This window comes from Aeromonas sp. QDB23 (assembly GCF_027707745.1).
Lineage (GTDB): Bacteria > Pseudomonadota > Gammaproteobacteria > Enterobacterales > Aeromonadaceae > Aeromonas > Aeromonas allosaccharophila.
Window position 1 is genome coordinate 1 of the sequence record NZ_JAPCJA010000057.1, and the last position, 17,577, is coordinate 17,577.

Genomic DNA, 17,577 nt, shown 5'->3' on the forward strand with positions numbered 1-17,577 from the left:
CTCCTGCATGGAGACGCGATTAGATCACAGACGATCTGCCTGTTCAAATTTCATTAACAAAGTGCGATCCCGCCCTGTGCATTGCCCGACCCGGGCTAACACAACGAGGATAAACCGATGAAACTCAAAATGGCTCCTACCCTGATTGCACTGGCGCTGGCCGCCGCAGGCACCACAGCCCAGGCTGCCGATGACTGGTACACCGGTATCGGTGCTGGCTGGGCATATGCCCACAATCTGGATGATTTTGGCAAAGACACCGATAAAGATGCCACCGCACTGAGCATGTTCGGCGGTTACAACTTCAACGACTACTACTCAGCCGAACTGGGCTACCTCTACGCCGGTAAAGCGGGCGTTGACGGTGCCGATTTCAAAACCCAGGGTGCAACCCTCTCCGGTATCGCCCGTCTGCCGCTGGGCGACATCTTCTCGGTGTTTGCTGAAGGTGGTGCCTACTTCAATCACGTCAACGGCAATGGCAACAGCGACAACGGCACCGCGCCGCTAGCCGGTCTGGGGCTGACTGCCAAGATCTCCGACCTTATTGATGTGCAAGCCCGCTACCGCTACCTGTGGAGTCTGGGTGACGAGCAGAAAACCTGGGAGAGCGACATGAGCGTCGCCACCCTGGAGCTGGTGATGCACCCGAACCGCACCTCCTATGTAGCCCCGGTGGCAGCTCCTGCCCCTGAGCCGGTTCCCGAGCCGGTACTGGTCGACAAGAACTTTGCCCTGAGCTCTGACGTGCTGTTTGCCTTTGGCAAATCCACCCTCAAGCCAGAAGGTGTCGCAGCGCTCAACACCCTGTATCAGCAGATCGTTGACGTTCAGCCAAAAGATGGCAGCGCCGTGGTCGTCGGTTACACCGACCGTATCGGCTCTGATGCCTACAACCAGAAACTCTCCGAAGCGCGCGCCCGTACCGTGGCCGACTTCCTGGTTGGCAAGGGTCTGCCAGCTGGCAAGGTTGCCATCGAAGGTCGCGGTGAAGCCAATCCGGTCACTGGCACCCAGTGCAACAGCGTCAAGGGCAAGGCTCAGCTGATCTCCTGCCTGGCACCGGATCGCCGCGTCGAAGTGCGCGTCACCGGCGTGCAGCAAGTCACACAGTAATCCTGCAGTCCGACATAACAAGGAGGCCACCTGGCCTCCTTTTTTTGGCTCTTTTGTAACTCACCGCAGACCACCTTCCTCCCTCCCGCATCGTTTCAGTGACATGGGTTCACTTATTGCCACTATCCATACCTCCCGGGTGGTTAAAAACAGCCCGTCACCTATAAATAAGTGTGGGGTTTTACTAACAAAAATCCCCACTACACCAAACATCGACGAGGATACGCGATGAACATAAGAGTAAAACCTGTGTGGATTGCACTGGCATTGGCGAGCACAGGCGCACAAGCGGTACCGGTTCACGACTGGTATGCCGGGGTCGGCGGTGGCTGGGCCATTGCGCACGATTTAAATGACTTCAGTCAGGATGTCAGCAAGGATGCGACTGCGCTCTCCCTGTTTGGCGGCTACAACTTCACGGAAAATCTGGGAGCCGAGATTGGCTATCTCTCCACCGGAGACTGGGATATCAGCGGCCATGACTTCAACAGCAAGGGGGCAACCCTGTCAGTGATTGGCCGCTTGCCGCTCAGCGAGATGTTCTCGGTGTTTGCCGAGGGCGGTGGCTATATCTATCACGTCGAATCAGTCAACGGCGGGGACGACAACCTGGCACCGCTGGCAGGCTTGGGCCTGACGGCGCGGCTCCATGACTGGGTCGATCTGCAGGCGCGCTACCGCTACATAGTGCGCGTTGGCGATGATCCGGATAACGGCAAAGCCAACAGCGGTACCCAGCGCTGGGTCAGCGACGTCAGCACCGCCACCCTGGAGCTGGTGATCCACCCGAACCGCAGCCAACCTGCCGAGCCCGCCCCCACCCCAGCTCCGGTCGTGGTTCCGCCACCCGTTGAACCCGAGGTGGTGGATCAGACCTTCAACCTCAGTTCCGACGTGTTGTTCGCCTTTGGCAAGGCCGATCTCAAACCGGAAGGGATGAGCGCGCTGGACGCTCTCTACCAGCAGATCGTCGATGTACAGCCCAAGGATGGCAGTGCGGTCGTGATGGGGTATACCGACCGTATCGGCTCGGATGCCAACAATCAGGCGCTGTCCGAGGCGCGGGCAAAAACAGTCGCCGACTTCCTGATCGGCAAGGGGCTGCCCGCCGACAAGGTGAGCATTCAGGGCAATGGCGAGAGCAACCCGGTCACCGGCAACCAGTGTGATGCCATCAAGGCCAAAGCCGCGCTGATCGACTGCCTTGGACCTGATCGCCGGGTAGAGGTCAGGGTCACTGGCACTCAGGGGGCCCCCGAGGCCCCTGCCGCGCAGCCAGCCGAACAATAAACGAAGAGAGCAGCCAGACGTGTGAGAGGGGCTCTGTGCAAGGTGCACAAAAAAAGGGATGCTTTCGCATCCCTTTTGCTTTGCCGTGGTATTCACGCCCCGTCCAATCAGAACGAGGTGCGGCGGTAGCGACGATATTCCGGATGCCAGAAGTTCGCTTCGATGGCCTGATCGATCACCTCGTCCGGGGTCTGCACCGCCTTGCCTTGCAGCATGGCGGTCTTGGCCACCATCTTGGCGATGTAGCGGGAAACCTGATGGATATCCGCCAGATCCGGCAGCAGGGAGCCCTCCTCCCCTTTCACCAGCGGTGAACACTCCGCCAGCGCGCGGCTGGCCGACATCAACATGGCGTCGGTCACCCGGGTGGCGCCGGAGGCGATAACGCCAAGGCCAATCCCCGGGAAGATAAAGGAGTTGTTGCACTGGGCGATGACATAGCGCTTGCCCTTGTGCTCCACCGGTGCAAACGGACTACCGGTTGCCACCAGCGCCTGACCATCGGTCCAGCGGATGAGATCTGCCGGGGTCGCCTCGACCCGGGAGGTGGGATTGGAGAGCGGGAAGATGATGGGGCGGGCACAGTGCTTGTGCATGGTCTTGACCACCTCTTCGGTGAACAGACCCGGCTGGCCGGAGACCCCGATCAGGATGTCCGGACGACCGTGCTCCATCACCTCCAGCAGGGAGATATTGTCCCCCACCGGCCAGTCTTTGATCCGCTCCACCGGCTGGGAGAGACGGCGCTGGAAGTCGAGCTGGTTGGGGATCTTGTCGGTGATAAGACCGAAACGGTCCACCATAAAGACCCGGCCACGAGCCTGTGCATCGGTCAGCCCTTCGGCCTTCATCTGCGCAACGATCTGCTCGGCAATACCGCAGCCCGCGCTACCTGCCCCGAGGAAAGCCACCCGCTTCTCGGAGAGTTTGGCGCCGGAGGCCTTGCAGGCTGCAATCAGGCTGCCCAACGTCACCGCCGCTGTGCCCTGAATATCATCGTTGAAGCAGCAGAGCTCGTTCTTGTAGCGGTTGAGCAACGGCATGGCGTTGTTCTGGGCGAAATCCTCGAACTGCAGCAGAATGTCTGGCCAGCGGCGCTTGACCGCCTGAATGAAGGCATCGACGAACTCCGCATACTCTTCACCGGAGATGCGCGGATTGCGCCACCCCATATAGAAGGGGTCGTTCAGCAGCTGCTGGTTGTTGGTGCCGACATCCAGTACCACCGGCAGGCAGTAGGCGGGCGAGATGCCGCCACAGGCGGTATAGAGCGACAGCTTACCGATGGGGATACCCATGCCGCCGATCCCCTGATCGCCCAGACCCAGAATGCGCTCGCCATCGGTCACCACGATCACCTTGACGTTCTGCTTGGTGGCGTTTTGCAGCATGTCATCGATCCTGTCCTTGTCCGGATAGGAGATAAACAGGCCACGGGCACGGCGATAGATGTTGGAGAACTCTTCGCACGCCTTGCCGACAGTCGGGGTATAGATGACCGGCAGCATCTCGGTCAGGTGGTTGTGCAGCAGACGGTAGAACAGCGTCTCGTTGGTATCCTGGATGTTGCGCAGATAGATGTGCTTGTCCATGTCGTTGCCAAACGCCATGAACTGGCGATAGGCGCGCTCGGCCTGCTCTTCGATGGTCTCGATATTCTGGGGCAGCAAGCCTTCGAGGTTGAAGTTGCTGCGCTCTTCGCTGGTGAAGGCGCTGCCCTTGTTGAGCAAGGGGGTCTCCAGCAGGGCGGGACCGGCGTAGGGAATGTAGAGGGGACGTTTCTGGTTATTATCTTCAAACATGGATCTTGGTACCTAAACGGTTAGCTAGACGCAGGAACCCGCCGATCCTAGGGGCTTGTGTCATTAATTTCAAAGAGTTTGCATATCCGTTGCAAAAGGTTTGCGACCGAGTCGACGAAATGCCCCCGGGGTCTGACCAGTCAGACAACGAAAGCGGTTGGCAAAGTTGGCCCCATCGCTGTAACCGACCCGTGCCGCCAGCTCGCCAAGTGGCCAGTTGGTATAGAGCAGCAGCTGGCGCGCCTTGTTCATTCTGAGCTCGGTTACCTTGGCCATGGGCCCCATGCCAAACGCCTGCTGACAGAGCCGGTGCAGATGGGGCACGGAGCAGGCCATCTGTTCGGCCAGCAGGGCGACACTCCAGGGTTCGTCCAGGCGCGCCTCCACCCGGCGAAACAGCGCCTGCAACCGCAGCTCCGGGGTGCCGCGCACCTCCCCTTGCAGGGTGCGCTCCAGCAGCGCCAACAACAGGCTGAGCAGTTGGGGCTGCAGCGGGGAGCGAACCCCCTCCCCCTGCATCAGGCTGAGCAGATGGTAGAGCTGATCGCCGCCATCCCCTTGCCAGATACGGTGACCGAGGCGGTGCAGATGCTGCCAGCGCGGTACATCATCGAGCAAAATCCAGCTGATCTGCCAGCGCTCGCCAATCAGCTTGAGACCGCCGGGCACGGCGGCGGGCAGGAAAATCAGCGACCCGGCCGGAATGGCTTGCTCCCCCTCGTCGGTGAGCAGCGCCCCCCCTTCGTCATGACTCACCATCAGGATGTGAAACTCGGGGCGATTGCGGCGGATCAGGTAGTGATCGCGGATCTTGGAAAGCCCGCTAAGGAAGATCCCCGCCTCGCCGAGCAGGGGCAGCCCTTCACGTCCCAGCATCTGCTCTTCACAGGCTGGTGCTATCTCCAGACACTCGCTGGCAAATGGCATAACACCTCAACAGGATAGTTTTGCACAAGAAAACCGAGAGGCACTCACAGTGAGAACGTCCCGACATGCCCCTATCATACCCATGACAAACCTTGCTTTTCTCAAACCCGGTTAACACTAATGAATTATTGGCAAGCGATTTTAAAACAAACCACCGATCGCGAGTTCATGACCCGATTGTGGCGGCTGGCCCTGCCTGTCTCGCTGCAGTCCATGATGTTCTCCCTGCTCGGTCTCATCGATATCATGATGGTGAGCCAGCTTGGCACCACGGCAGTGGCGGCGGTCGGCTTGGGTAACCGGGTCTTCTTTTTCAATCTGCTGGTGATAGCGGGCCTCGCGGGCGGGGTCTCGGTATTGGCAGCACAATACTTCGGGCGCGGGGAGATGGCCGGGGTGCGCCGCTCCCTGGCACTGGCAATAGTGGGCGCCCTGCTGGTCACCCTGCCCTTTGCCTTCATCTATGTGTTATCGCCAGGCAGCGTGCTGGGCTTTGCCAGTCAGGATCCGGCGCTACGGGCACTGGCGGATCAGTTTTTGATGATCACCGGCGCCACCATCCTCTGTACCGCCATCGTGGTACCGCTGGAGTCAGCCCTGCGCTCGGTCGGCAATGCCGCCGCACCAACCCGCATCGGCATTATCGCCATCATCGCCAACGTCATCCTCAACTACGCCCTCATCTTCGGTCACTTCGGCTTCGAGGCGATGGGGGTGGCCGGCTCGGCTTGGGGCACCACCCTTTCCCGCCTGCTGCAAACGACCCTGCTGCTGATCTACGTGAGACGCTACGAGGCGCGCCTGATCCCGCGAAAAAATGACTGGCTGGCCGCCTTCAAACGCAAGGAGGTGGTGCGCTTTACCCTGATCGCCCTGCCGCTGCTGTTCCATGACGGGCTCTGGGCGTTCGGCATGCTGATTTACGGCTTTCTCTACGCCCATCTTGGCACTGATTCGCTGGCCATCATGACCACCCTCGGCACCCTTGAGAGCATCCTTATCTCCCTCTTCTTCGGGCTGGCAGTGGCCTGCTCGACCCTGCTCGGTCATCGGCTCGGGGCCGAGGAGTACGAGGTAGCCTGGCAGCACTCCCAGCTGTTCCTGCTGCTGGCACCGATTGGTGCGCTGCTGGTGGGGATCGCGGTCTGGCTGCTGCAAGCCAACCTGCTGCAATGGGTCGGCAACCTGCCCCCCGAGCTGATGACAGAGGCGGGACAGGTGCTCGGCATCATGTGTCTGGGGATGCTGCTCAAGGTGTTCAACATGGTGGGGATCATCGGGGTGCTGCGCTCCGGCGGCGATGTGAACTACAGCATCTTTATCGATATCGTCGGCATGTGGTGCATCGGCATCCCGCTCGCCTGGGTGGCCGTTACTGTGCTCGGCTGGCCCCTCTCCTGGGTGGTGGCGGTGGTGTTGCTGGAGGAGTTCAGCAAGGTGCTGCTGGTGCAGCGCCGCATTCGCCAGCGCCGCTGGCTTAAGAATCTGGTGATCGGATAAACAGCCACAAATCGGGGTCATATCAATGACAGAAAAACCCTGTTTGCAGTATGCTGGGCGCCTCTTCAATCAGAGGCAGGGATCCACGGTTTCCCTGTCCAGTAGTCGTTTAAGGAGACGAGCATGCAACCACAAAAAGAGCTGATCACCGAGACTGCCCTGCTTGAGATGGCCAACAAGATCATCAAGAGCCACGAAGACTTCATCCACGGTATGCGCGCCGATTCGGTGGAGCAGAAGGGGGATATTCTGGTGTTCAAGGGGGAGTATTTCCTGGCCGAAGATGGCACCCCGACCGGCAAGACCATGGCGGTCTTCAACATGTTCAAGTTGCTGGCCCAGCAGCTCTCCGGCAAGTACAAGCTAGCCTGATTTCACCAGTACCTTGCCAACACGATGCCGCCCTCAGGCGGCATCTGTTTTTCCGCTGTTCTGCCCCTCGACCACCACGCAGTTGCGTCCCGCCATCTTGGCCTGATAGAGACACTCGTCGGCGCGGTTGATCAGAATATCGATGGTGTCATCGGCACGGGCCATGGCAATCCCGATACTCACCGTCACCTCCAGCAATTCGTCCGAGGTGGGGCTCTTCACCAGCCGCGCCTCGACGGCAATGCGCAGCCGCTCGGCCATTTTGCTCGCCAGCGCCGGATCGGCGCAGTTGTGCATCAGGATGGCAAACTCTTCGCCGCCATAACGCCCCAGCACCATGTCGGGCTCCAGCTGTTCGCCCAGGGTGGTAGCCACCTCCTTGAGCACCGCATCCCCCGCCAGATGGCCGTAGATATCGTTGATCCGCTTGAAGCGATCGAGATCGAGCAGCATCACCGCAAAGGGCTTCTTTTTGGCTTTCAGCTTCTCTCTGGCCTGCTCCAGCTGCTTCATCAGCAAGCGGCGGTTCATCATGCCGGTCAGCTCGTCGGTAGTGGATTCCCGATAGAGCCGCAGCAGCATGTTGAGCTGGCCACACTGCACCCAACAGCTGGCCATGGTAAACATGCCGAGCACCCACACCTGATTCAGGGTGGCCTGACTCCAGATGGTCTGGCCCACCAACAGCCAGTGGCCCAGCAACATGGTCACCAGCACCACACCAGCCAGTTGCAAACCGAGGGAGAGGGGAATGGGGAAGATGGCAAACAGAGTGATCAGCAGATAGGGAAAGGCCACGTAACCCGCCTGCAGCTCCTGTTCTGCGCCAAAGCTGTGCAGGCAGAAGAGGGAGAAGAGCATCATCACGGCCATCAGGTAGCCCAGGGCCAGCTTCATCCGTTCCCGTTTGAAATGAATAAGATAAGAGAGCGGAATGAGCGGCGACAACGCCAGGGTGCAGAAGATCCTGGCCTGGAACAGCTGCTCGAAATGGATGGCGGGCAAGGTGACCCAATCCACCACCGCCCAGGCCGGCAAACCGATCATCAACAGACAGGTAAGCAGGCGCAAACGCACCGTCATAAATCCCATGCGGGTACGAGTAAAGTCTTCGGAGTGAACCTTGGCACTCCAGAACTCCGCCAATTTCAGCACCAGAATCTCCACACAACTACAGAGGGCTCATTCTACACCGAGGCGGGGGGGGGCAAGGGGAAATTAAACCGTGAGACAGGTCACACAAACCGACAGATGATAATCGCCGCGCGCAAACGTTTCAACCCATCAGAAAATAAACCTTTTTTCGCATAATTAGCGCTGGTCAGCGTCATTTCAATCACTACAATAGCGCCCAATTTTCTCCCCCCTCCCCACACAATTCGAGGTACTTATGGAACAGGCTGCTGCCACACGCATCACCCCGGAGGCACATCCCCCCAGGCGAGCCCATAGCGAACTGGTCTACGGCATAGACGATGTACCGCCTCTGCCCCAGACGCTGTTCGCCGCCCTGCAGCATATGCTCGCCATGTTTGTCGCCATCATTACCCCGCCCCTGATTATCGCCAATGCCCTCGGCCTCCCTGCCGCCGACACCCGTTATATCGTCTCCATGTCGCTGGTCATGTCCGGCATCGCCTCCTTCATTCAAACCCGCCGCTTCGGCCCCATCGGTTCCGGCCTGCTCTCGGTACAGGGCACCAGCTTCAACTTCCTCGGCCCCATCATCGCCTCCGGTCTTGCCCTCAAGCAGGCGGCCATGCCCACCGAGGATCTGCTGGGCACCCTGTTCGGCACCATGCTGGCCGCCGCTCTGACCATAGTGGTGATGAGCCGCTTCCTCCATCTGGTGAAACGGATCATCACCCCGCTGGTGACCGGTATCGTGGTACTGCTGATCGGCCTGACCCTGATCAAGGTGGGACTGATCAGCATGGGCGGCGGTTATGCGGCCCTCTCTGATGGCAGCTTCGCCAGCCACACCAACCTCTTCCTCTCCCTGCTAGTACTTGGCCTCATCGTGTTGCTGCAACGCAGCCGCAACCCCTGGCTGCGCCTCTCCGCCATCATGATCGCCATGCTGGCGGGCTATGCCGCGGCGCTGCTGCTGGGCAAAGTGAGCCCCCCCACCTTCGATGGTCCGCTGGTGATGGTGCCCATTCCGCTCCACTACGGGCTCGGCTTTGACTGGCAGCTGTTCGTGCCGCTCGCCATCATCTTCGTGGTGACGGCGCTCGAAGCGATCGGCGACATGACCGCCACCTCGGATATCTCCGGCGAGCCGCTGGAAGGGCCTGTCTATATGGAACGGATCAAGGGTGGCGTACTGGCCGATGGCGCCAACTCCATGCTGGCGGCGGTCTTCTCCACCTTCCCCATGTCCACCTTCGCCCAGAATAACGGCGTTATTCAGCTGACCGGGGTGGCCAGCCGCCATGTCGGCCTCTTTATCGCCGCCATGCTGGCGCTGCTCGGCCTGTTCCCGGCGGTCGCCAGTCTGGTACAGCAGATCCCCGAGCCCGTGCTGGGCGGCGCCACTATCGTGATGTTCGGCACCATCGCCGCAGCCGGGGTGCGCATCATCGCCCGCGAGGAGCTGGATCGCCGCGCCCTGATGATCCTGGCGGTATCGCTCGCCATGGGACTGGGGGTCGCGCAGGTGCCAGAGGTACTGCAACACCTGCCGGAACTGGCCAGAAGCGTGCTCTCCTACGGCGTCGCCACCGGTGGCATCACCGCCATCGTGATGAACCTGCTGCTGCCAAAGCGCGAAGCGCGTCACTCCTGAGACGTCGCCCACCGATAGCAAATCCAAGCCCCGCACTGCGGGGCTTTACCTTGCCAGCCGCCACGGGTAGTGTGCTGGGCAGCCTTTTTTGAGGATGCCGCCATGCCCTATCGCCTGCTCTCCCCCCTCCCCGACACCGCTTCACCCGCACAGATACTGGCGCAAGAGCAGCACTGGCTGCGCGACTGTGCCCGTGATGGCCAGCCCCGCGCTCACCTCTGGCAGGCGCCCCAATGCCTGATTGTCACCCGCAAGGATACCCGGCTTCCCCATTACACAACCGCCTGCCAGCAACTGGCCGCTGAAGGCTGGCCGGTGCATGTGCGCGACAGCGGCGGCACTGCCGTGCCCCACGGGGCGGGCATTCTCAACCTCTCCTTGCTATTGCCCCGCACCACCACAGATCTCGCCCACTACTACCGGCTGCTGGGGGCACCTCTGCTGAGCCTGTTGGCAGAGTACGGCCTTGCGGGAAGCTATGACTTCGTGCCCGGCTCCTTTTGCGATGGTCAGTACAATCTGGTGATCGGGGGACGCAAGATCACCGGCACCGCCCAGCGATGGCTGGCGCCGGGGCAGGATCACCAGGGCGCCGTGCTGGCGCAAGCCATGCTGCTGGTGGCGGGTGATGTGGATGAGGGAACCAGGATGGCGAGCCGCTTCTACGAACTGGCGGGCGGCGAACTGCGCTTTATGACGGGAACCTCCACCACACTGGCAAACAGCATTGACTGGCACGGTGGCGACGAGGCGTTGGTGGAGAAAGTGCGAGCACGTCTGGAGAGCCTGCTGAGCGAGGAGCTGCCCCCCTCACCCTGATCCTCTCCCGGAGGGATAGGGAACACGCCCCGTCCATGGAAATAGTGCCGCGCACAAAAAAGCCACGACCCGAGTCGTGGCTTGTTCTTTTCAAGGCGAACGTGGAACGAATGGAGGCGTTCAGGCCGTCTGCGGCTCGGGTTCCGACTCCGTATCGCAGTCGCGGCCAAAGTAGGCGCGAGTCTCGGCGATCACCACATGACGCAGGCCAATCAGGCCGATGAGGTTGGGCACCGCCATCAGACCGTTGACGATATCCGCCAACAGCCAAATCATATCCAGATGGAGGAAGGCGCCGCTCGCCACCAGCGCCAGATAGATGAGGCGGTAGGGCTTGATCGCCTTCACCCCGAACAGATACTCGGTGCAGCGCTCGCCGTAGTAGTTCCAGCCGAGGATGGTGGTAAAGGCGAAGAACAGCAGGCCAATACTCACCAGATACTGGCCAATATGGGCATCCAGTCCTTGCGCAAAAGCGGCACTGGTCATGGCTGCACCGCTCAAGTCACCACCCCACACCCCGGTCACTACCAGGGTCAGGCCGGTCATGGTACAGATGATGATGGTGTCGATGAAGGTGCCGGTCATGGAGACCAGCCCCTGCTCCACGCAAGAGTCGGTCTTGGCCGCTGCCGCCGCGATGGGCGCAGAGCCCAGTCCCGACTCGTTGGAGAAGACCCCGCGCGCCACCCCGGACTGAATGGCCAGCATGATGCTGGCGCCGACGAAGCCGCCGGTCGCCGCATGGCCGGTGAAGGCACTCTCGATCACCAGCATGACGGCATCGGGCAGGGCGCTGGCGTTGTTCACCAGCACGCCGAGACAGGCGACGATGTAGAAGATGGCCATGAAGGGCACTACCTTGCTCGACACGCTGGAGATGGACTGGATGCCCCCCAGGGTCACCAGCGCCACGATCAGGGTCAACACCACGGCAGTCGCTTCACGGGGCACCGAGAAGGAGAGGCTCATGGCGTCGGAGATGGCGTTGACCTGCGGGAAGGTACCGATGCCGAAGAAGGCCACGCCGATACCGAACAGGGCAAACAGCTTGGCGAGCGGTTTGGAACCCAGCCCCTTCTCCAGATAGTACATGGGGCCGCCAGCCATCTGGCCGTTGGCATCCTGCTCGCGGTATTTGACCGCCAGCAGGCACTCGGCGTACTTGGTGGCCATGCCGAACAGCGCCGCCATCCACATCCAGAACAGAGCACCGGGACCGCCGAGCTTGATGGCGGTGGCAACCCCGACGATGTTGCCGGTACCAATGGTGGCAGAGAGGGCGGTGCAGAGGGCACCGAAGCTGGAGACATCCCCCTGCTTGCCCTGCCCCTGATCGCGGCCAAAGACCAAGCGCAGAGCGAGCGGCAAACGCACGATCTGAAGCAGACCCAGACGCAGGGTGAGATAGATACCGGTCCCGACCAGCAGGATCAGCAGGGGTGGACCCCAGATAAAACTATCGATGGCGGTTAACGCCGATTGAATTGATGACATGCATCCTCCTTAAAAAACAAAGATTAAGGAGGAGAAGGATGATCTTCCCATAAGTGTCGCGATCGGCCAGAGGCGATCGGATGCAGGCCAAGAACGTGTTCACACTCTTACTGCGAGGCCGTGATCAAGGCTCATGTGCAGCTCGCTTATGTGGGACCGAGAGGCTCATGTATTCACATACACTCCGGTTCCTGCGCTGCTCTTTACCTTGCTGACGACCTCTCGTTACAGATCGTGAACAGTTCCAAGCTCAGGTACAACCATCCCATCCCCTCTGTCCTTTTGCCTGAGAGTTTCCGGCGCCAGCCAGCCCTTGCGGGTCGTCATGGTGCCTTGCTCCTTCGGCGCCCGATTTAACGGGTCTCTCCAGAGTATCGTCCAGTAGCAGTCCACACCGGTTGCCCGGTACCTGAAAGATTCACTTCTTCGGTGGATGGTCCCCCATCGCTCTCCTGCTACCTTCATCCGAACTAGTTTGGATTAGGAAGCTGGCATGTTAATCCAAAAAATGTGAGCTGTCTCGCACTTGGCCATCCCCGTTTGTACTTTTTTTGTTGCCACCGGAGCATCGGTGAGGATGTTAAATGTTAGTTAACTATCAACAAGTTAGGCGCTCGCAGATGACATGTGGCCCAAACGGAAAAAGTGCCGGATAGAGAACAGTGCGCCCTCTCGTTTCGCCAAGAAAATCTTGCCAACATATCCAATCAAAATGCTTGCACACAGAATCAATAAGCCGATAATCCGGCGCATAACCAAGCACTTTGCCATCAATTTATGCACTGTGTTCGGTTGGTCCCACCGGACCGCTCGCCTGACCCGGCCGTCGCCGGTTCAATCGCATATGGCTTGGGCATATCACGCCCCCTAAGGATGACCAAAAGAGAATGAACGAGACCCTGGTTGCAAAAGATGTGGTCGCACAAGATTACCGTCAGCTGGTTGAACAGTTCGGCTCCCCCCTGCTGCTGCTCGACAAGGCAGCCGTCCGCAAACAGTATCGGGCGCTGGCCGCCGCCCTGCCCGATGTACGATTGCACTATGCACTCAAACCCCTGCCCCACGAGGCTGTGGTCTCTGTCTTGAAGGAAGAGGGGGCCTGTTTCGATCTCGCCACCAATGGCGAAGTGGATCTGGTGCGCAGTCAGGGGGTTCGCCCGGGACGTTGCATTCATACCCATCCCATCAAGCGCGACAGCGATATCCGTTATGCGTTGGAGTTCGGTTGCACCGTGTTTGTCTACGACAACCCGCTGGAGCTGGAGAAGTTCATTCCCTACAAGGACGAAGTGAAACTGCTGCTGCGGGTCAGCTTCCCGAACCCCGAGACCAAGGTCGATCTCTCCAAGAAGTTCGGCTGCACCCCGGAGCAGGCGCTGCCGCTACTGCAGCTGGCCCACGCCAAGGGGATCAAGGTGATGGGGCTGTCGTTCCACGTCGGCTCCCAGGTGCCTCACGCCCGCCGCCATGTGCAGGCCATCGACGCCTGCCGCGAGATCATGGAGCAGGCCTGGGCGCTCGGGCTCAAGCCCTGGGTGCTGGATATCGGCGGCGGTTTCCCGGTCGACTATGAGGGAGGCGAGTTCGACATCGACGGCTTCTGCGCCCCGATCCGCGAAGCGCTGGCCAAATTGCCCGCCACGGTGCAGAAGATTGCCGAACCGGGCCGCTTTATCAGCGCACCGGCCATGACCTCGGTCGCCAGCGTGATGGGCAAGGCCCACCGTGGCGACAAGATCTGGTACTACCTGGATGACGGCCTCTACGGCAGCTACAACGGCCAGCTCTATGACCACGTCACCTATCCGGTGAGCACCCCCTATGCCAGCGGCGAGCAGCATAACTCGGTGCTCTCCGGCCCGACTTGTGACAGCGTGGACGTGATCCGCGAAGGGATCATGCTGCCGGATCTGGCTATCGGCGAACTGGTGATTGGCAAGGTGATGGGTGCCTACACCTGGGCCTCGGCCTCCACCTTCAACTTCTTCCCCAAGGCGAGCATCCTCATTCTGGACAGCAGCCAGAAGGGGCAGAAGCTGGTGGCAGTAGCCTGACGGCCAACAGACTCACCGAGCAAAAACAAGAGGGGGAAGCTTGAGCTTCCCCCTCTCTCATTTCACCAAACCCAATCAGATAAACTGGCTAGTCAGCAACCAACCGGTATAGGCGACGAAGCAGGCCAGCAGCACGCCCCCCTCCAGCTGGTTGATCCGCCCCTGCCCCTTGCGACCCAGACACATCACCAGCAGCAACAGGGTCAGCCCCATCATGATGCTCCAGTCACGGGTGAGCACCTCGGACGCCACGTCGAGCGGGTGAATCGCTGCCGCAATCCCCACCACCGCTAGAGTATTGAACAGGTTGGAACCGATCACGTTGCCGAGCGCCAGATCATGCTCATTCTTGCGAATGGCGATCAGCGATGAGGCCAGCTCAGGCAGCGAGGTCCCGACCGCGACGATAGTGAGGCCAATCACCAGATCGCTGATGCCGAGCGCCTGAGCGATGGTCACCGCCCCCCACACCAGCAAGCGGGATGCACCGATCAACAACACCAGCCCGACAACCAACCAGATAATGGCGCTCTTGAGGGACATCCCCTCGCTTTCGATATCCTCGGCGGTCTCGCTATCCAGCGCATCCCCCTTGCCATTCATGCCAGCCCAGATGGACCAGCCCATCAGGGCAACGAAGACGACGCCGAGAATAGCCGCATCCATCCGACCGAGATGACCATCCATCAGCAGGGCGCCGGAGAGCAGGGTAATGCCGAGCAGTATCGGGATCTCCTTGCGCACCACCTGAGAGGCCACCGCGATGGGACTGATAAGAGCCGTCAGACCCAGGATCAGCGCGATATTGGTGATGTTGGAGCCATAGGCGTTGCCAAGCGCCAAGCCGGGGTTGCCCTGGGAGGCCGCCAGCGCCGAGACCACCATCTCCGGTGCCGACGTGCCAAAACCGATGATCACCATGCCGATCAGCAGCGGCGGCATCCCCGCATAACGGGCGGTGGCGGCGGCACCATCGACAAACTTGTCAGCACTCCAGACCAGCAGCGCCAGTCCGGCAATCAGGGCAACAAAAGCCAGGGTCATAGGATCTTCATCTCTTCGTCAGCAAACAGGAACGCCAGCAAACCCTGCCGGCACCATGAGAAAGTGGCGCCCAGTGTAGCGATGCCATTTCCCAATTCAAGAGGAAATCAAACCGTGATTAACATTTCACAACGCGGCCAGCAGGCTCGCCGCATCGGAGACCTCGAACTTGCCGGGCGCCTCCACAAACAGCCGCTCGACCACACCATCGTTGGCGATCAACGCAAAGCGCTGGGCGCGGATGCCACCAAAGGCGCCGGTATCCTTGGCAAGACCCAACGCCAGGCTCCAGCTGCCATCACCATCCGCCAGCATGGTGATGGCCTCGGCATTCTGGGCCGTCTGCCAGGCACGCATCACGAAGGCGTCGTTGACCGATAGACAACAGATGGCATCCACCCCTTTGGCCATAAACTGATCGGCCAGCACCACGTAACCGGGCAGATGGGCATTGGAGCAGGTGGGAGTAAAGGCGCCGGGCACCGCAAACAGCACCACTTTTTTACCGGCAAACAGCGTGTGGCTATCCCGCTGCTGCTTGCCCTCCGGGGTAATAAAGGTAAATTCGCCCGCAGGCAGGGGTTGTCCGACAGCAATCATGGCTTCTCATCCTGAGTCGTGGTGGAAAGTGGCCAGTTTAACCCGATGTGATAAGCCATCCCAACCGGAACCGTGAGCCGGATCACCGATGGCGGACGGGCATTTTCCGCTCGGGCAGACTACTCTTGAGCAGGTTTCACGGCGCCAGGAGGCCCCATGCAACACTACTACGATGGTCTGGAAATTCGTCCCCCCGCCCTGCGCGAACAACAGCAACTGGACCAGCTCAATCATCAGCTTACCCATGTCAGTCAATACTGCGCCGGTTACTCCAGCGCCTATCGCCAATGTCACCTCGAGGATCTGGCAGAGCTGGCCACCCTGCCGCTGCTCGACACCACAGAGCTGTTTGCCGCCCAGCAGGCTCACCCCCCCTTTGCCGGTCTCACCGGCCGTCCGGCCAGTCAGGCGCTGCGGGTCTTCTCCTGTCCGGGCCAGCTGGCCATCCCCGAGTATGCCGGGGCAGACTGGTGGGGCGCCGCTCGGGCGCTGTTTGCCGCCGGCTTCAAGGCGGGGGAAGTGATGCTCAACGGCCACGACTATCACGCCGGCCCCACCGCCTTTATCTTCGATAACGGCGCCCGCCAGCTGGGTGCCCCCGTGGTGCCCTGCGGGCCACACGATACCCAACGCCAGCTGGAGGCGCTGCTGCGCTATCAACCTACCGGCTACGTCGGTCCGCTGGTGACCCTGCTCGACCTGCTGGAAGCGGCCGAGGCGGCGGAGATCCCCACCGACTCGCTGCGCCGCGCCCTGCTGTGCGAAGCCACTCATCCCGAAACCGCACCACTGCGCGCCGTTCACGGCATTGCGGCCCTCAACTGTCTGGTGTGGCAGGATGTGGGGGTGGTGGCCTACGAGAGTCAGCCCGGTCAGGGTTTTATCGTCAACGAGAGCTGCATCGTCGAAATCATCGATCCCACCAGCGGCAACCCCGTGAGTGGCGATGAAACAGGCCAGCTGGTGGTGACCCGGCTCGATCTGGAGTATCCGCTGCTGCGGCTGGTCACCGACTGGCAAGGTCACTGGCTCGCCAAGCACAGCGCGTGCGGACGCACCAACCGGCGCCTCAAGCTGGTGTAGCCACCTAGACAGATGCACAAATGTACAAATGAAAACGGGCAGCCATCAGGCTGCCCGTCTTGTCTCTGGCGAGAAAAATGTCTGACGCTCGTTAGCGTCTCGCCTGCCAGGTGGCGATGGCGAGCAGGGAATCGGGGGTAAATTCGTTGGCGCGCTCGGCAATCTCGGCCAGGCTCATCCAGTGTACCGCGCTCACCTCTTCGGCCTGCAGCTGCAGCGGCCCCTGATAGCGGCAACTGAAGAGACCGCCCCAGACCCGATAGCCCTCCCCTTCGGCATAAAAGCTGCCAAAGCCCTGCAGGGGGACATCGGCAATGCCCAGCTCCTCGGCCAGCTCGCGGCGGGCGGAGGGCTCCATCTCCTCCCCTGTGGTGACCACACCACCGGCGCAGGCGTCCAGCATGCCGGGGCAGAAATCCTTGCTGAGGGTGCGCCGCTGCACCAGGATCCGATCCGCGTCGTCGAGCACCAGAATATAGCTGGCGCGATGGCAGAGATTCTCCCGCCGCACCTTGGCTCGCTCGGCCACGCCAATCACCCGGTTATTTCCGTCCACCACATCAACCCATTCCACGCACAGGCCCTTTCGTTTGTTCCATTCAAGCCCGCAGTATATCGGTGCTGTTCGTTGTCATGGCACTACTTTTTCTGCCGGGGCGGCCCTTTTTATGGTGCCCTTCACCAG

The 17,577-nt window shown here is 60.6% G+C and carries 15 protein-coding genes and 1 riboswitch; of the genes, 8 read left to right on the forward strand and 7 right to left on the reverse strand.

Translation table 11 applies throughout. The features are described from left to right. The first annotated feature begins 117 nt into the window (after positions 1-117). Together ompA and PG888_RS19110 are read left to right on the forward strand one after the other, a co-directional pair. Positions 118-1,116 carry a porin OmpA gene (gene ompA / locus PG888_RS19105; protein WP_201932544.1) on the forward strand — a complete coding sequence of 333 codons (999 nt, stop codon included), beginning with the start codon at positions 118-120 and terminating at the stop codon, positions 1,114-1,116. A 228-nt stretch (positions 1,117-1,344) separates the two neighbouring features. Beyond that, positions 1,345-2,406, forward strand: coding sequence for an OmpA family protein (locus PG888_RS19110; protein WP_042658028.1), 1,062 nt, complete (start codon positions 1,345-1,347; stop codon positions 2,404-2,406). Positions 2,407-2,513: 107 nt separating this feature from the next. On the opposite strand, the gene PG888_RS19115 is transcribed toward PG888_RS19110, so the two are convergent. After that, positions 2,514-4,208 (reverse strand): NAD-dependent malic enzyme, encoded by a 1,695-nt coding sequence (locus PG888_RS19115; RefSeq protein WP_042058867.1) that lies wholly within the window; start codon positions 4,206-4,208, stop codon positions 2,514-2,516. Between the two features lie 69 nt (positions 4,209-4,277). Further along, positions 4,278-5,135, reverse strand: coding sequence for a helix-turn-helix transcriptional regulator (locus tag PG888_RS19120; RefSeq protein WP_182939127.1), 858 nt, complete (start codon positions 5,133-5,135; stop codon positions 4,278-4,280). A 120-nt stretch (positions 5,136-5,255) separates the two neighbouring features. On the opposite strand from PG888_RS19120, the gene PG888_RS19125 reads away from it, so the two are divergent. Continuing rightward, positions 5,256-6,635, forward strand: coding sequence for an MATE family efflux transporter (locus tag PG888_RS19125; protein WP_042058872.1), 1,380 nt, complete (start codon positions 5,256-5,258; stop codon positions 6,633-6,635). 123 nt (positions 6,636-6,758) lie between these two features. Next, complete coding sequence (locus PG888_RS19130) at positions 6,759-7,007, forward strand: YciN family protein (protein ID WP_042058875.1); 249 nt, start codon at positions 6,759-6,761, stop codon at positions 7,005-7,007. Positions 7,008-7,040: 33 nt separating this feature from the next. On the opposite strand, the gene PG888_RS19135 is transcribed toward PG888_RS19130, so the two are convergent. Further along, positions 7,041-8,162, reverse strand: a complete 1,122-nt coding sequence (locus PG888_RS19135; protein ID WP_182939126.1) for a GGDEF domain-containing protein — start codon at positions 8,160-8,162, stop codon at positions 7,041-7,043. A gap of 235 nt (positions 8,163-8,397) precedes the next feature. Between PG888_RS19135 and PG888_RS19140 the strand changes: the two genes are divergently transcribed. Then, positions 8,398-9,795, forward strand: coding sequence for a nucleobase:cation symporter-2 family protein (locus PG888_RS19140; RefSeq protein ID WP_042658024.1), 1,398 nt, complete (start codon positions 8,398-8,400; stop codon positions 9,793-9,795). Between the two features lie 102 nt (positions 9,796-9,897). Then, positions 9,898-10,614 carry a lipoyl protein ligase domain-containing protein gene (locus PG888_RS19145; RefSeq protein ID WP_182939125.1) on the forward strand — a complete coding sequence of 239 codons (717 nt, stop codon included), beginning with the start codon at positions 9,898-9,900 and terminating at the stop codon, positions 10,612-10,614. Positions 10,615-10,734: 120 nt separating this feature from the next. Here the strand turns inward: PG888_RS19145 and PG888_RS19150 are convergent, their stop codons facing one another. After that, a complete protein-coding gene (locus PG888_RS19150) occupies positions 10,735-12,111 on the reverse strand; it encodes an alanine/glycine:cation symporter family protein (protein WP_182939124.1) in 1,377 nt (458 codons plus the stop codon). A gap of 264 nt (positions 12,112-12,375) precedes the next feature. Beyond that, positions 12,376-12,491: riboswitch (glycine riboswitch) on the reverse strand. Between the two features lie 507 nt (positions 12,492-12,998). On the opposite strand from PG888_RS19150, the gene PG888_RS19155 reads away from it, so the two are divergent. Then, on the forward strand, positions 12,999-14,165 hold the full coding sequence (locus PG888_RS19155) for a type III PLP-dependent enzyme (protein WP_042058883.1): 1,167 nt from the start codon (positions 12,999-13,001) through the stop codon (positions 14,163-14,165). Between the two features lie 75 nt (positions 14,166-14,240). Here PG888_RS19155 and PG888_RS19160 read toward each other — a convergent pair whose 3' ends face one another. After that, complete coding sequence (locus PG888_RS19160; RefSeq protein WP_182939123.1) at positions 14,241-15,209, reverse strand: calcium/sodium antiporter; 969 nt, start codon at positions 15,207-15,209, stop codon at positions 14,241-14,243. 126 nt (positions 15,210-15,335) lie between these two features. Next, positions 15,336-15,809 carry a peroxiredoxin gene (locus tag PG888_RS19165; protein ID WP_058052782.1) on the reverse strand — a complete coding sequence of 158 codons (474 nt, stop codon included), beginning with the start codon at positions 15,807-15,809 and terminating at the stop codon, positions 15,336-15,338. A gap of 156 nt (positions 15,810-15,965) precedes the next feature. On the opposite strand from PG888_RS19165, the gene PG888_RS19170 reads away from it, so the two are divergent. After that, positions 15,966-16,892 carry a phenylacetate--CoA ligase family protein gene (locus PG888_RS19170; protein WP_182939122.1) on the forward strand — a complete coding sequence of 309 codons (927 nt, stop codon included), beginning with the start codon at positions 15,966-15,968 and terminating at the stop codon, positions 16,890-16,892. 91 nt (positions 16,893-16,983) lie between these two features. Here the strand turns inward: PG888_RS19170 and yfcD are convergent, their stop codons facing one another. Beyond that, on the reverse strand, positions 16,984-17,466 hold the full coding sequence (yfcD, locus tag PG888_RS19175) for an NUDIX hydrolase YfcD (protein WP_182939121.1): 483 nt from the start codon (positions 17,464-17,466) through the stop codon (positions 16,984-16,986). Positions 17,467-17,577 lie beyond the last annotated feature (111 nt).